At 73.5% G+C, this 13,908-nt stretch carries 12 protein-coding genes and 1 tRNA gene; 11 read left to right on the forward strand and 2 right to left on the reverse strand.

From position 1 onward, the window contains the following. The first annotated feature begins 44 nt into the window (after positions 1-44). Positions 45-2,762 carry a penicillin acylase family protein gene (locus IH61_RS0118680; RefSeq protein WP_031071159.1) on the forward strand — a complete coding sequence of 906 codons (2,718 nt, stop codon included), beginning with the start codon at positions 45-47 and terminating at the stop codon, positions 2,760-2,762. 96 nt (positions 2,763-2,858) lie between these two features. Here the strand turns inward: IH61_RS0118680 and IH61_RS0118685 are convergent, their stop codons facing one another. Next, complete coding sequence (locus tag IH61_RS0118685; RefSeq protein ID WP_031071161.1) at positions 2,859-3,434, reverse strand: 5-formyltetrahydrofolate cyclo-ligase; 576 nt, start codon at positions 3,432-3,434, stop codon at positions 2,859-2,861. A 63-nt stretch (positions 3,435-3,497) separates the two neighbouring features. Between IH61_RS0118685 and IH61_RS0118690 the strand changes: the two genes are divergently transcribed. From IH61_RS0118690 to IH61_RS0118735, 10 genes are all read left to right on the forward strand, one after another. Next, a complete protein-coding gene (locus IH61_RS0118690; protein WP_051837381.1) occupies positions 3,498-4,376 on the forward strand; it encodes a GGDEF domain-containing protein in 879 nt (292 codons plus the stop codon). 51 nt (positions 4,377-4,427) lie between these two features. Continuing rightward, positions 4,428-5,348: a UTP--glucose-1-phosphate uridylyltransferase GalU gene (galU, locus tag IH61_RS0118695; RefSeq protein ID WP_031071164.1), complete on the forward strand. Its 921-nt coding sequence runs from the start codon at positions 4,428-4,430 to the stop codon at positions 5,346-5,348. 27 nt (positions 5,349-5,375) lie between these two features. Continuing rightward, a complete protein-coding gene (glp, locus tag IH61_RS0118700; protein ID WP_031071165.1) occupies positions 5,376-6,713 on the forward strand; it encodes a gephyrin-like molybdotransferase Glp in 1,338 nt (445 codons plus the stop codon). 136 nt (positions 6,714-6,849) lie between these two features. Continuing rightward, positions 6,850-7,290, forward strand: coding sequence for a cyclic pyranopterin monophosphate synthase MoaC (gene moaC, locus IH61_RS0118705; RefSeq protein ID WP_051837402.1), 441 nt, complete (start codon positions 6,850-6,852; stop codon positions 7,288-7,290). Then, the gene (locus IH61_RS0118710; RefSeq protein WP_078911217.1) at positions 7,287-7,832 is read left to right on the forward strand and encodes a MogA/MoaB family molybdenum cofactor biosynthesis protein; all 546 of its coding nucleotides are present in this window, start codon (positions 7,287-7,289) and stop codon (positions 7,830-7,832) included. Before moaC ends, IH61_RS0118710 begins: the two co-directional genes overlap by 4 nt. A gap of 20 nt (positions 7,833-7,852) precedes the next feature. Next, a complete protein-coding gene (locus IH61_RS0118715) occupies positions 7,853-8,461 on the forward strand; it encodes a GNAT family N-acetyltransferase (protein ID WP_031071171.1) in 609 nt (202 codons plus the stop codon). Between the two features lie 150 nt (positions 8,462-8,611). Continuing rightward, positions 8,612-9,631: a hypothetical protein gene (locus tag IH61_RS0118720; RefSeq protein WP_031071172.1), complete on the forward strand. Its 1,020-nt coding sequence runs from the start codon at positions 8,612-8,614 to the stop codon at positions 9,629-9,631. A gap of 72 nt (positions 9,632-9,703) precedes the next feature. Beyond that, positions 9,704-9,777: transfer RNA gene (locus IH61_RS0118725), tRNA-Ala, on the forward strand. A gap of 242 nt (positions 9,778-10,019) precedes the next feature. Continuing rightward, a complete protein-coding gene (locus IH61_RS0118730) occupies positions 10,020-11,264 on the forward strand; it encodes a glycosyltransferase 87 family protein (protein ID WP_051837386.1) in 1,245 nt (414 codons plus the stop codon). 1 nt (position 11,265) lies between these two features. Then, positions 11,266-12,909: a DUF2079 domain-containing protein gene (locus IH61_RS0118735; protein ID WP_078911218.1), complete on the forward strand. Its 1,644-nt coding sequence runs from the start codon at positions 11,266-11,268 to the stop codon at positions 12,907-12,909. 121 nt (positions 12,910-13,030) lie between these two features. Here IH61_RS0118735 and IH61_RS0118740 read toward each other — a convergent pair whose 3' ends face one another. Next, positions 13,031-13,906, reverse strand: a complete 876-nt coding sequence (locus IH61_RS0118740) for a hypothetical protein (protein WP_031071178.1) — start codon at positions 13,904-13,906, stop codon at positions 13,031-13,033. Positions 13,907-13,908: the final 2 nt, after the last annotated feature.

The raw sequence follows: 13,908 nt of genomic DNA on the forward strand, positions 1-13,908 counted from the left end.
TGGACACGCCCGCCCGCCCCGAAGTCAGGACCGCAAGGACCCAGATGCCCCGCTCGAAGAAGTTCCGGCGCGCCCGTCTGATCGTGATCGTGCTGGTCGTGCTGCTGGTGGCCGGAGTCGGCTACGGCGGCTACCGCGGGGTCACCGCGGTCCGTGCCTCCTTCCCGGAGGTCGACGGCAGTGTGAAGGTCGGGGGCCTGAGCGCGCCGGTCGACGTCAAGCGCGACGCCAACGGCATCCCGCAGCTGTACGCCGACACCTCCGAGGACCTCTTCCGGGCCCAGGGCTACGTCCAGGCCCAGGACCGCTTCTGGGAGATGGACGTGCGCCGGCACATCACCGCCGGCCGCCTCTCCGAGATGTTCGGCGACTCCCAGGTCGACACCGACTCGTTCATCCGCACCATGGGCTGGCGGCAGGTGGCGCAGAAGGAGTTCGACACCAAGCTGTCCGCCGACACCAAGAAGAACCTTCAGGCGTACGCGGACGGCGTCAACGCCTGGCTCTCCGAGCACCCCGGCGGCGAGAAGGCGTCCCTGGAGTACTCGCTGCTCGGCGTCGTCAACGGCGACTACAAGCCCGAGCAGTGGTCCCCGGTGGACTCCGTCGCCTGGCTCAAGGCGATGGCCTGGAACCTCTCCGGCAACCTCCAGGAGGAGGTCGACCGCTCGCTGCTGGCCCAGGACTTCGGCCCGGACAAGATCGCCGAGCTGTACCCGGAGTACCCGTACGCCCGCAACGGCACCATCGTGAAGACCGGCACCGTCGTCGGCGACACCTACCGCCCCGCGGACGGCGCCCCGCAGCCCGGCGCCCCGCAGACCGGTGCCACCACCCAGGGCGCCGCCACCACCAAGGCGCTGCTCCAGGGCGTCACCGACCGCGTGGACAAGATGCCGCAGCTGCTCGGCCGCCCCGGCCAGGGCATCGGCTCCAACTCCTGGGTCGTCGCGGGCTCCCGCACCACCACCGGCAAGCCGCTGCTGGCCAACGACCCCCACCTCGGCCCGGGCCTGCCCTCGGTCTGGTACCAGATGGGCCTGCACTGCCGCACGGCCTCCCCGGCCTGCCAGTACGACGTCACCGGCTTCACGTTCGCCGGCATGCCCGGCGTGGTGATCGGTCACAACAAGGACATCGCCTGGGGCTTCACCAACCTCGGCGCCGACGTCACCGACCTCTTCCTGGAGAAGGTCACCGGCCCGGACACCTACCAGGTCGACGGCAAGGACGAGAAGTTCGACCTCCGCAAGGAGACCATCAAGGTCGCCGGCGGGGACGACCGCACCATCACCGTCCGCACCACCAGGACCGGCGCCCCGCTCATCTCCGACCAGAGCACCGAGCAGCAGAACGTCGGCAAGTACGCCCCCAACGGCCCCTCCGCCCCCGACCGCGGCACCAGCGGCTACGGCGTCGCCCTCCAGTGGACGGCGCTCAACCCCGGCAGGACCATGGACGCCGTCTTCGAGCTCGACCGGGCCAAGAACTGGGACGAGTTCCGCAACGCCGCCAAGGACTTCGCCGTCCCCGCGCAGAACCTGATCTACGCCGACGCCAAGCACATCGGCTACCAGGCCCCCGGCGACATCCCGGTCCGCGGCAAGGGCGACGGCACCATGCCCGCCCCCGGCTGGGACTCCGCCTACCAGTGGAAGGGCTCGATCCCCTTCAACGCCCTTCCGTACAGCCTCGATCCGGCCGCCGGCTACATCGTCACCGCCAACCAGGCCGTGGTGGACCAGGGTTACAAGCCCCTCCTCACCAAGGACTGGGAGTACGGCACGCGGGCCAAGGAGATCACCGACCAGATCGAGGGCCTGCTCAAGAACAACGGCAAGATCTCGCCGGACGACCTGCAGACCCTCCAGCTGGACAACACCAGCATCATGGCCAAGACCCTCGTCCCGATGCTGCTCAAGCAGCAGATCGACGACCCGTACGTGCGCGAGGCCCAGGACCTGCTCAAGGACTGGAACTACCACCAGGACGCCGACTCGGCCGCCGCCGCCTACTACAACGGCGTCTGGCGCAACCTGCTCAGCCTCGCCTTCGGCCAGAAGTTCCCGGCCGACCTGCGCGCCAAGGACAACTGCCTGCTCGCCCGCCGCCAGGACGACCCGACCAAGCCGGACAGCCCCGCCAAGATCGTCACCGAGTGCGGCACCCGCGCCCCGGGCAAGGCCCAGCCGGACGGCGGCGACCGCTGGACGGAGGTCGTGCGCCAGCAGCTCGACAAGCCCGACAGCACCTGGTGGACGTACATCGACTCCGAGCACAAGGAGCAGAAGGGCCTGGACAACCTCCTCAAGGAGGCCATGAAGAACGCCCGCCAGGACCTCACCACCCGCCTGAGCAAGGACGTCTCCACCTGGAGCTGGGGCCGGCTGCACAAGCTGGAGCTGCGCGAGCAGACCATGGGCACCGACGACTCCTCGATCGCCTCCGGCGTCGTCCACAAGCTGCTCAACCGGGGTCCGTACCGCCTCTCCGGCGGCTCGGCCGCCGTCGACGCGGCGGGCTGGAACGCGGCGGCCGGCTACCAGGTCGACTGGATCCCCTCGATGCGCATGGTCGTCGACCTGGGCGACCTCAACTCCTCGCGCTGGATCAACGTCGGCGGCGCCTCCGGCCACGCCTTCCACGCCAACTACAACGACCAGACCGACCTCTGGCTCAAGGGCAAGCTGCTGACCTGGGCGTACAGCCCGGACGCGGTCGAGAAGGCCACCAAGCACAAGCTGGTGCTGACCAACGGCTGACCCGCCGACCGACGCGGCCCCGCTCCCCTCCGGGGGAGCGGGGCCGCAGCCTTCTCACCGCAGCTTTCTCACCGCAGCCCTCTCACCCCGGCCCTCTCACCCCAGCCGGTGCACCCCGCCCGGCGTCACCGCCAGGTCCACCGCCCGGTCGTGCCCCTCCGCCGGCACCCGCTCCAGCAGCTCCGACCCGTACAGCAGCACCGCCAGCACCGGCCGCGCCCCCGCCCGCTCCAGCCGCGCCAGCACCCGGTCGTAGCTGCCCCCGCCGCGCCCCAGCCGCAGCCCCTGCCGGTCCACCGCCAGCCCCGGCAGCAGCACCACCGACGCCCCCGTCACCGCCTCCGGTCCCAGCCTCGGCCCCGACGGCTCCAGCAGCCCCCGCCCGGCCGGCTCCAGTGCCTGCGGCCCCGCGTACTCGGCCCAGTCCAGGTCGTTGTCCGGCAGCAGGACGGGCAGCAGCACCCGCACCCCGCGCGAGCGCAGCGCGTCCAGCAGCGGCCGCGTCCCCGGCTCCGCGCCCACCGAGACGTACGCCGCCACGGTGGCCCCCGGCTCCGCCAACTCCCCGGCGTGCCCGGCCAGCCCCCGGGCCGCCGCCTCCCGCTCCTCGGCCGACAGGGCGCGACGCTCGGCCAGGAGCCGTGTCCTCAGGCCGCTCTTCTCGTTGTGCATCAGATCCTCCACGTCACGCACCCTCCACGTCCGCCGAGCCTGTCACGGGAAAGGCCCCCGCGATTGTCCACGCCGCTGCTGGTCCAGGCGCTGGCCGCCCTGAGCGTCCCCTCCCTGGCCGGCACCACCGTGCTCGGGCTCAGGCTGCGCCGCCGCACCGCCGGGGCGTCCGCCCGGGAGGCCCGGCTGAACGAGCGGACCGCCGAACTGGAGGCCCGCTGCGCCGAACTGGAACGCACCGCCTCCTGCGACCCGCTCACCGGCGTCTGGAACTACCGCCACCTGCAGCTCACCCTGGACCGCGAGATCGAACGCTCCCGCCGCGCCGAGCACAGCGAACAGGGCGAGGGCCCGCGCCCGTTGGCCGTCCTGCTGCTGGAGATCGCCGGGTTCGACGCCGTCGTCGCCGAGCACGGCCGCGCCCGGGCGGGCGCCGTGCTGCGCGACCTCGCCCAGCGCCTCGCGATGGAGATCCGCCGCGCCGACACCCTCGGCCGCTACAGCGGTGAGGAGTTCCTGGTCGTCCTGCCGGACACCGGGGCCGAGGGCGCCGCCCAGGTCGCCGAGCGGCTCGTCTGGTCCGTGCGCCGCCACCTGCTGCTCGACTGGTCCTCCGGCCCGCGCGAGCCCCGCCCCGCGCACGGCAACGGCCTGACCGCCGCCGTCGGCGTCGCCGTCCTGCCCGAGGACGGCACCCACGCCGCCGTCCTGCTGCGGGCCGCCGACCGGGCCCTCGCCGCGGCCCGCGCCGCCGGGGGCGACTGCTGGAGGAGTACGACCGACCGGGCCGCTCCCGCCGCGGAGGGCGGCCCGACTCCCGAACGTAACCGTTCGGGAAAGGCGGGTAGTCTGTCCGCCTGTGCCGGACGGGAGCCCCTCGCCCCGCCCGTCGCCTCCCATTCGCCTGCCACCGTGGCCGGGCCCCGCGACCTGCTGCCCTAGTGGGGCGACCGCGCCCGGCCGGGTGAAAACATGCCTGAGTAAGGTAAACGCATGACGACGACCAGCTCCCGAATTCCGGTCACCAAGGCCGTGGTCCCCGCGGCCGGCCTGGGCACCCGCTTCCTCCCGGCCACCAAAGCGACGCCGAAGGAGATGCTGCCGGTCGTCGACAAGCCGGCCATCCAGTACGTGGTCGAGGAGGCTTCCGCCGCGGGCCTGTCCGACATACTCATGGTCACCGGCCGCAACAAGCGCGCACTGGAGGACCACTTCGACCGCGCCTACGAGCTGGAGGAGCTGCTCGTCCGCAAGGGCGACGAGGACCGCCTGCGCCGCGTCCGGGAGTCCGTCGAGCTGGCCAACATGCACTACGTCCGCCAGGGCGACCCGAAGGGCCTCGGCCACGCCGTCTCCGTCGCGGAGCAGCACGTCGCCGGTCAGCCCTTCGCCGTCCTGCTCGGCGACGACCTGATCGACCCGCGCGACCCGCTGCTCTCCCGCATGATCGAGGTCCAGCAGGAGTTCGGCGGCTCCGTCGTCGCCCTTATGGAGGTCGAGCCCTCCCAGATCCACCTCTACGGCTGCGCCGCCGTCAAGGCCAACGGCTTCGGCGAGGACGTCTTCGAGGTCACCGACCTGGTCGAGAAGCCCGAGCCGGGCGAGGCCCCCTCCAACTACGCCGTCATCGGCCGCTACGTCCTCGACCCGCTGGTCTTCGACGTGCTGCGCGAGACCAAGCCCGGCCGCGGCGGCGAGATCCAGCTCACCGACGCCCTGCGTGAGCTCACCACCCGCGACGCCGCCGAGGGCGGCAAGGTCCACGGCGTCCTCTTCAAGGGCCGCCGCTACGACACCGGCGACCGCGCCGACTACCTGCGCGCCATCGTCCGCCTCGCCGCCGAGCGCGAGGACCTCGGCCCGGAGTTCCGCTCCTGGCTGCGCGGCTTCGTCGCCACCGAACTGCAGGACTGACACCCCGACAGAAAGAGTGAGCCGCCGATGACCGGGTCCCCGCAGCACCACACCACGCCTTCCGCCTGCTGTGACGCCTCCGGGGACCGGGCACCGGCGGCTCCTCGCCTGTGGAGCGTCGACGAGCACCTCACCGACGTCCTCGCCGCGATCGGCCCCCTGCCGCCCATCGAGCTCCAGCTCCTGGACGCCCAGGGCTGCCGCCTGGAGGAGGACGTCCGCGCGGGCGGGGACCTGCCGCCCTTCGACAACAGCTCGATGGACGGCTACGCCCTGCGCACCGCCGACACCACCGGCGCCACCGACACCTATCCCTCGGTGCTCTCGGTGGTCGGCGACATCGCCGCCGGGGCGGGCGAGCTGCCCAAGGTCGGCCCCGGCCAGGCCGCCCGGATCATGACCGGCGCCCCCCTGCCGCCCGGCGCCCAGGCCGTCGCCCCCGTCGAGTGGACGGACGGCGGCACCGGCACCGGCACGCCCGCCGCCGCGATGACCGCCCCCGTGGAAGGCGAGGAGGTCCGGGTGCTGCGCCCGGTCGCCGAGGGCGCGCACATCCGCCGCCGCGGCAGCGACGTCACCGCCGGCGAGACCGTCCTGAGCGCCGGTACCCGGCTCGGCCCCGCCCAGCTCGGCCTGCTCGCCGCGATCGGCCGGGCCACCGTCAAGGTCCGCCCGCGCCCGAGGGTCGTGGTGCTGTCCACCGGCAGCGAGCTGGTCCAGCCCGGCGAGCCCCTCGGCCCCGGCCGGATCACCGACTCCAACAGCTTCACCCTCACCGCGGCCGCCCAGGAGGCCGGCGCCATCGCCTTCCGCGTCGGCGCCGTCCCCGACGACGCCGGGGTGCTGCGCGCCGTCCTGGAGGACCAGCTCGGCCGCGCCGACCTGATCGTCACCAGCGGCGGCGTCAGCGTCGGCGCGTACGACGTGGTCAAGGAGGTCTTCGAGTCCTACGGGGGAGTGGACTTCCGGCGCCTGCGGATGCAGCCCGGCAAGCCGCAGGGCTTCGGCCGGATCGGCGGGCGCACCGGGGTGCCGCTGCTCGCCCTGCCCGGCAACCCGGTGAGCGCGTACATCTCCTTCGAGTTGTTCGTCCGCCCGGTCATCCGCACCATGCTCGGCGCCTCCGACGTGCACCGCCCGGTGGTGCGCGCCCTGTGCCCCGTGGCGCTGCGCTCCCCGGCCGGCCGCCGCCAGTTCCTGCGCGGCGCCTACTCGCCCGCGGAGGGCACCGTCCGTCCGGTCGGCGGCGCCGACTCCCACCTGGTCGGGGCCCTCGCCCGGGCCGACTGCCTGATCACCGTCCCCGAGGCCGTCACCGACCTGCCCGCCGGCAGCGAGGTCGACGTGGTGTTGCTCGACTCCTGAGCGCCCGGAGGCGAGCGGGCGGTCACGGCGCTGTACGGTAGCGCGGTATTCCGCCCGCGCGCCCCTGGAGTTCTCCGTGACGACACCGCCCCCAGGCGACCGCCTGACCCACGTCGACGAGCAGGGCGCGGCCCGGATGGTCGACGTGTCCGAGAAGGCCACCACCGCGCGCACCGCCGTCGCGGCCGGGCGGGTCAGGGTCTCCCCGAAGGTGGTCGAGCTGTTGCGCGGCGAGGGCGTGCCCAAGGGCGACGCCCTCGCCGTGGCCCGCATCGCTGGGATCATGGGCGCCAAGCGCACCCCCGACCTGATCCCGCTCTGCCACCCGATCGCCGTCTCCGGCGTCAAGGTCGACCTCGCCGTGGCCGACGACGCCGTCGAGATCACCGCCACCGTGAGGACCGCCGACCGCACCGGCGTCGAGATGGAGGCGCTGACCTCGGTGACTGTGGCCGCGCTGACCGTCATCGACATGGTCAAGGCCGTGGACAAGGGCGCCACCATCGAGTCCGTCCGGGTCCTGAGCAAGACCGGCGGCAAGAGCGGCGACTGGTTCGCCCCGGAGGTGGAGGCGTGAAGGCACTTGCGGTCACCGTCTCCAACCGCGCCTCGGCCGGGGTGTACGAGGACAAGGGCGGCCCGCTGCTGGTCGCCGGTCTGACCGCGATGGGCTTCGCCGCCGACGGCCCCCGCGTCGTCCCGGACGGCGAACCGGTGGAGGCCGTGCTGCGCGAGGCCGTCGCGGCCGGTTACGACGTGGTGCTGACCACCGGCGGCACCGGCATCTCGCCGATGGACCTCACCCCCGAGATGACCGCCCGGGTGATCGACCGCGAGGTCCCCGGCATCGCCGAGTCCGTCCGCGCGTACGGCCGCGACCGGGTGCCCACCTCGGCGCTCTCCCGCGGGCTCGCCGGGCTCGCCGGGCGCACCCTGATCGTCAACCTGCCGGGCTCGACCGGCGGCGTCAGGGACGGACTGGCCGTCCTGGAACCGCTGCTCGCCCACGCCGTGGACCAGCTGCGCGGCGGGGACCACCCCCGGCCCGACGCCCCGGACTCGGACTCGGCCTCCGACTCCGACTCCGACTCCGACTCGGACTCGGGGAGAGCGCACTGAACGCCGGCGCCGGCTGGCCGGTGGAGCTCCAGGAGGGCGAGGTCGTGCTGCGCCCGATCCGGCGCCGCGACCAGGGCGAGTGGCAGGACATCAGCCGCCGCAACCGCGACTGGCTGCGCCGCTGGGAGGCCACCGTCCCCCCGGGACCGGCCGGTCAGGCCGCCGGCCCCCGCCCGACGTACCGGCAGATGGTCCGCTTCCTGCGCAACGAGGCGGCGGCCGGCCGGATGCTGCCCTTCGTCGTGGTCCACAAGGGCCAGATGGTGGGGCAGTTGACGGTCGGCGGGATCACCTGGGGCTCGATGTGCGCGGCGAACGTCGGTTACTGGATCGACGAGGCGGTGGCCGGCCGGGGCATCATGCCGACCGCCGTGGCGCTTTCGGTGGACCACTGTTTCCGCACCATGGGGCTGCACCGGATCGAGGTCTGCATCCGTCCGGAGAACGGCCCGAGCCGCCGGGTGGTGGAAAAGCTCGGCTTCCGCTCGGAGGGAATCCGCCCGCGATATCTCCACATCGACGGCGACTGGCGCGACCACCTGGTCTACGCACTGACCGCCGAGGAGGTTCCGGAGGGGATGCTGGCGCGCTGGCGTGCGCTCAGTTCCGGCCACGAGCCGAATAATTGAATATATGTTCGAAAGAAATATCGATATGGCATCGACGCCGCGCCGGACCGGCACAAATACCGGCAAAATAGTCGGAGAATCAGCTTGATCACACGACACGCCGCGCCAAATTGCTGCCGCGCCTTCGCCACCGCCCGTACGGTGTGAATCGTGAGCAGTAGCGGCCTTATCTACGCCGTCATCGTAGGGGCCTGGGCCGCCTATCTGGTGCCGATGTGGCTCCGCAGGCAGGACGAACTCAACGAGGCGCGCCCGACGGAACGCTTCAGCACCGCCATCCGCCTGCTGGCCGGGCGTTCGGCGCTGGAGCGGCGGGCAGCCCGGGCCCTGGGCGACGAATCGCGTGACGAGAAGAACACCGACGGCCCCTCCGTGCAGGAGGAGGCCGCCCCCGGCGACCCCGACGCGCGGGAGCCCGAACCCCCGGCCGAGTGGCCCGCCCCGGCGCACGTTCCGGCCGCGGCCCCGGCGCCTGCCCCGGTGGTCCCCGGCGGTGCGGAGCGCAGGGCGCGGCTGCTGGCCCGCCGGCGCCGGATGGTCACCGTCCTCTTCCTCGTCTTCGCCCTCGGCGCCGTCTTCGCCGCGGTCTTCGGCCTCGCCTTCCTCTGGGTCCCGGCCGTGCCGGCGGCCCTCCTCACCCTGTACATCGGCCACCTGCGCCGACTGGAGCGCCAGCGGTACGAGGTGAAGCTGGACCGCGACCGGGCCGTCCAGGCCGCCGAGCGGCTGCGCAAGCGCGAGCAGCGGCGCGCGGCGAGCACGGAGGCCGTCACCGAGCACCGGCCCGCCGAGGAGCCCGCCGCCCAGGCGGCGCCCGTCGAGGAGCGCGTCGCCCGCCGCCCGCACCTGCGGCTGGCCGCCGACCCGGAGCGGGCCACCCCCTCGGGGTCGACCGCCTCCGCCGTCGCGGAGGTCACCGAGCACGAGGAGTGGGTCGACGGCATGCGCGAGCGCGGCGCAGCTGGCCCGGACTCCTGGGAGCCGGTGCCCGTCCCGCTACCGACCTACGTCACCGCGCCGGTCGCCCCCCGGGTCTCCCGGGGCCTCGACCTCTCCGCCCCCGGCACCTGGAACGCCGGGCGCCCGGCCGAGCCCCGCAACACCCCGCTGTTCGACCAGTACGCCGAGGCCCCCGCCCCGGAGTCCCGCCCCCGCGCCGCCAACGAATGAGAGGGGTGACCGCCCCCGACCAGGGGGGTGGTCACGGACCCCCTCCGAAAGGTGCTAGAGTTTCTTCTCGTTGGGGCTGTGGCGCAGTCCGGTAGCGCACCTCGTTCGCATCGAGGGGGTCAGGGGTTCGAATCCCCTCAGCTCCACCCAACGAAGTCCCGCCGGGAGGTAACTCCCGGCGGGACTTCGCATTTCCGGGCCATCGCATTTCCGGGGCTGCGAGGTGCCCGGGCCCGGCGGTGCGTGCGGGGATGCTGTGGCGGGCGTCACAGCGGCGTCAGGGGAGCGTTTCTGACGCGGTTTGGGGCTCAGGGGGGTCGGTTATGGTGGTTGGGCCCAGACGCTGACGCCGGAACGATCTGGTCTAACTCAACGGGGTGCCATCGCGGTGCGCGAGTTCGGTTCGAAAGCCTGGACCATCGGGGCGGCCGTCCTCGCGGCGGTGTCGATCGCGGTGTTCGCGTTCCAGCGGCACCAGCACGGGGCGAGCATGGTCGACATGCTGGTCTACCGGGCGGAGGGCCAGGCCGTCGTGAACGGCGACGACCTCTACGCGATGCGACTGCCCGGATGGGACCTGCCGGCCACCTACCCGCCGTTCGCGGCGATGCTGTTCGTGCCGAGCACCTGGTTCGACGTGAGCACCCTGCGCATCCTGGTGATGCTCCTCAACTACGCGCTGCTGGCCCTGGCCGCGTACCTGTCCTTCCGGCTCGCCGGCTGGCCCGCCGAGCGCAACCGCCCGGCCGCCGTGCTGGTGGCCATGGGCATCGGGGTCTGGCTGGAGCCGGTCTACACCACCTTCCAGTACGGCCAGGTGAACCTGGCCATCCTCTGCCTGGTGCTGTGGGACCTCACCCGCCCGGACCGCTCCCCGCTCAAGGGCGTGGGCATCGGCCTGGCCACCGCGATCAAGATCACCCCCGGCCTGTTCGCCGTCTACCTGCTGCTGACCGGCCGCGTGCGCGCCGCTATGGTCTCCGGTGCCACCTTCCTGGCGGCCACGCTGATCGGCTGGGCCGCGCTGCCGGACGCCTCGTACGGCTTCTGGACGAAGTACCTGTGGGACCCGAGCCGGGTCGGCGTGACCGTCCTGGTGGACAACCAGTCGCTGCGCGGGGCGGTCTGCCGGCTGCTCGACGTCAACGACCCCGGCACGGTCGGGCTGATCGCCTCGGCGCTCGTCGCCTCCCTCGGGATCGGGGTGGCCGTCCTGGCCGGGCGCTCCGTGCGGGTGCTGCGCCGGGCCGACGCCTGGGGCGGGGTGTGCACCGCGCTCACCGCACTGCTGGTCTCCCCGATCAGCTGGACCCACCACTGGGTCTGGTGCCTGCCCCTGCTCGCCCTGCTGGCGGCCGAGGCCAGGACGACCGCCCGCCGGGTGCTGCTCGGTGTGACGGCGGCGGTGTTCCTCTCGCACATCATGTGGCTGGTGCCGCACCGGTGGGGCCGGGAGGTCGGCTGGAACTGGCAGCTGCCCGGCTCGATCTACCCGCCGATCGGCATCGCGATCCTGGTGGTCATCGGCCTGCGCCTGTACCGGGTGCGGCGCCGGGCCGCCGGGGAGGACGGCACCTGGGCGCTGCCCGCCTCCGCACTCGACCACCACGACGCACTGACGAAACAGGGCTGACGTGACCACCGAGACCACCGAGACCCGAACCGGTGCCACGCCGACGGCCGACGCCGCACCGGCCGCACCGGGCGGGCGGGCCCGGCGGCTGGAGGCCGCCCTCACCCCGCGCCGGCGCACCCTGCTGCTCACGGCCCTCTGCTTCGCCACCATGCTCGCGGTCGGCATGCAGGGCTGGGTGTCGGTCGGGCTCGGTGGCTTCGACCTCGGCATCTTCGACCAGGGCGTGCGCGGCTACGCGCACTTCGGGCTGCCGGTCTCCACGCTCAAGAGCTTCCACCACGAGTTCCCGCCCGGGTTCTCGCTGCTGGGCGACCACTTCTCGCCCGTCCTGGCGCTGCTCGCGCCGCTGTACTGGATCTGGGACGACCCGCGCTCGCTGATCATCGGCCAGTCGCTGCTGTTCGCCCTCGGGGTGCCGCTGATCCGGCGGATCACCGCGCACTGCTTCGCCGCCGCCGAGCCGCGCACCGCCCGTCGCGCCGCCGACCTGGCCGGGCTCGTCCACGCGCTCGGCTGGCCGCTGCTCGTCGCCGCCCGGGTCGGCTTCCACGAGGTGGCCTTCGCCGTCCCGCTGATCCTGCTGATGCTGGAGCGGGGCCTCGCCCGCCGCTACGGCACGGTGGTGCTCGCGGCCCTGCTGCTGTGCTGCACCAAGGAGGACCTCGGCCTGATGGTCGGGGCGTACGGGCTGGTGCTGCTGCTGCGCACCCGCCGTACGCAGGACCGCGCGGGCCGCTTCACCGGGCTCGGGCTGCTGATCGGCGGGCCCCTTGCGGCGGCGGTGGCGATCAAGTGGCTGATCCCCGCGATGGGCGGCGAGCCGGGCTACTACTGGAACTACACGGCGCTCGGCACGGACGGCGGGGACGCGCTGCGCCACCTGCTGCACAACCCGTTCCTGCTGGTGCAGACCGCCTTCGACCAGCCGCTCAAGCCGCTGCTGCTGCTCTGGCTCTTCGGGTCCGTGCTGCTGCTGCCGCTGCGCTCGGCCACCGTGCTGTGCCTGGTGCCGCTGCTGGCCGAGCGCATCCTGTCCAGCAACCCCAACCACTGGTCGGTCGCCCGGCACTACGACTCGATGCTGTGGCCCGTCCTGCTGGTGTCGGCCGTCGAGGTGCTGGGCCGCCTCAGCGCCGCCGACCGGCCGGAGCCGCTCGTACGCCGGGCGCGGCTCATGGGCCTGGGCGTGGCCGGGATCGCGCTGGTCGCCGCCGTGCCGATCGGGCTGGCGCAGCTGGCCGTGCCCTCCTCCTGGGCGCCCCGGGCGAGCGAGGCCGCGCTGGTGCGGGCCGCCGCGCTGATCCCGGACGGCGCCTCCGTCGAGGCGGACAACCAGATCGCGCCGCGGCTGACGGCCCGTACGGACGTGGTGCTGGTGGACGGCACGCCGCGCGGGCGCGAGTACGTGCTGACCCGCTCGGACAAGCGGTCCTTCCCGTTCAAGACGGACAAGGAGCAGGCCGCCCGGATCGAGCTGCTGCTGGCGCACGGGTACCGGCAGGTGTGGGCCGAGGACGGGGTGGTGCTGCTGCACCGGGAGGGCTCCGAGCCGGTCCCGGGCGAGCACGTGCCCGGGCCGGGCAGCAAGCCGGTGCAGGACGAGGTGCCCTCGGACGTGGGGCACGACCTGTTCCGGGGCTGAGCGCGCTCCTCGTCCGGGGCTGAGCACCCTCCCGAACACGCGCCGAGCGAACACGCGCCGAGGGCCCGGCCGGATGACTCCGGCCGGGCCCTCGTTCCTTGCGTGCGGGGCCGTGCGGGGCTCAGTAGCGCTCGGCGTGGCCCTCGTGGTGGTGGTGCGCGCCCGACTGCGGCGGCACCGAGCCGTAGCGGCCAGGGCGGTGGCCGCGGGGGTGCCGGGTGAGGCTGTAGCCCAGGACGCCCGCCAGCGCGGCCAGGAAGCCGCCGCCGATCGTCCAGTACCAGCGGCTGTTCCAGCCGGAGAACCAGCCGGTGTACCAGTGCTCCTCCTCGGCCACCGGGGCGGCGGCCTTGGCGGTGGAGGCGCCGCCGCCCACCGGCGGGACGAGCGGGGCCTTCAGCTCCCCGCCCTCCGGCTGGGCGTTGTCGGCGTTGCCCTTGGCGGCGACGTGCAGCTGGACGGAGGCGGCCAGGCCCAGGTCGGGCTGCGGGGCGTCGGTGACCGACAGCCGGACGTAGTACGTGCCGGGCAGCGGGTCGCCGGACCACGGCTCGGCCCAGGTGCGGACCTCGCGCAGGGTGCAGCTGAGCTGGAGGCTGGTCGCCTCCTTCGCGCCCGTGGCGTTCTGGGTGCCGGCGGTGCACGCCTGGCGGCGGCGCAGCCCGTCGAAGACCTCGACCGACCAGGTCTGCGGGCCGTGCCGGTCCGCGGTGGGGGCCAGGTCGACGCCCAGGGTGATCGACGGGGTCTGGCCCTCGGCGGCGCCGAAGGCCCAGTACAGGTAGTCGCCGGTGGAGGCGGCCACCTTGGCGTCCTGGCCGGGGGAGAGGTTCACCGCCGTCAGGAAGGTGGTCCCCGCCTTGGTGGCCGGGGCGGGGGTGCCGCCGGTCGCGCTCGCGGAGGGCGAGGGCGAGTCGGCGGAGGCCGCCGGGGCGCCGAGGGCGAGGGCGGGCAGCAGGGCGAGGGCGGCGAGGGCGCCGCGGAAGGTCCTACGCATGA

Source organism: Streptomyces sp. NRRL WC-3742, from assembly GCF_000720635.1.
Taxonomy (GTDB): Bacteria; Actinomycetota; Actinomycetes; order Streptomycetales; family Streptomycetaceae; genus Kitasatospora.

Coding starts and splice junctions, on each gene's coding strand:
- IH61_RS0118680 (WP_031071159.1), top strand. CDS start 45: ATGCCCCGCTCGAAGAAGTTCCGGCGCGCCCGTCTGATCGTGATCGTG.
- IH61_RS0118740 (WP_031071178.1), bottom strand. CDS start 13,906: ATGCGTAGGACCTTCCGCGGCGCCCTCGCCGCCCTCGCCCTGCTGCCC.
- IH61_RS0118685 (WP_031071161.1), bottom strand. CDS start 3,434: ATGCACAACGAGAAGAGCGGCCTGAGGACACGGCTCCTGGCCGAGCGT.
- galU (WP_031071164.1), top strand. CDS start 4,428: ATGACGACGACCAGCTCCCGAATTCCGGTCACCAAGGCCGTGGTCCCC.
- moaC (WP_051837402.1), top strand. CDS start 6,850: ATGGTCGACGTGTCCGAGAAGGCCACCACCGCGCGCACCGCCGTCGCG.
- glp (WP_031071165.1), top strand. CDS start 5,376: ATGACCGGGTCCCCGCAGCACCACACCACGCCTTCCGCCTGCTGTGAC.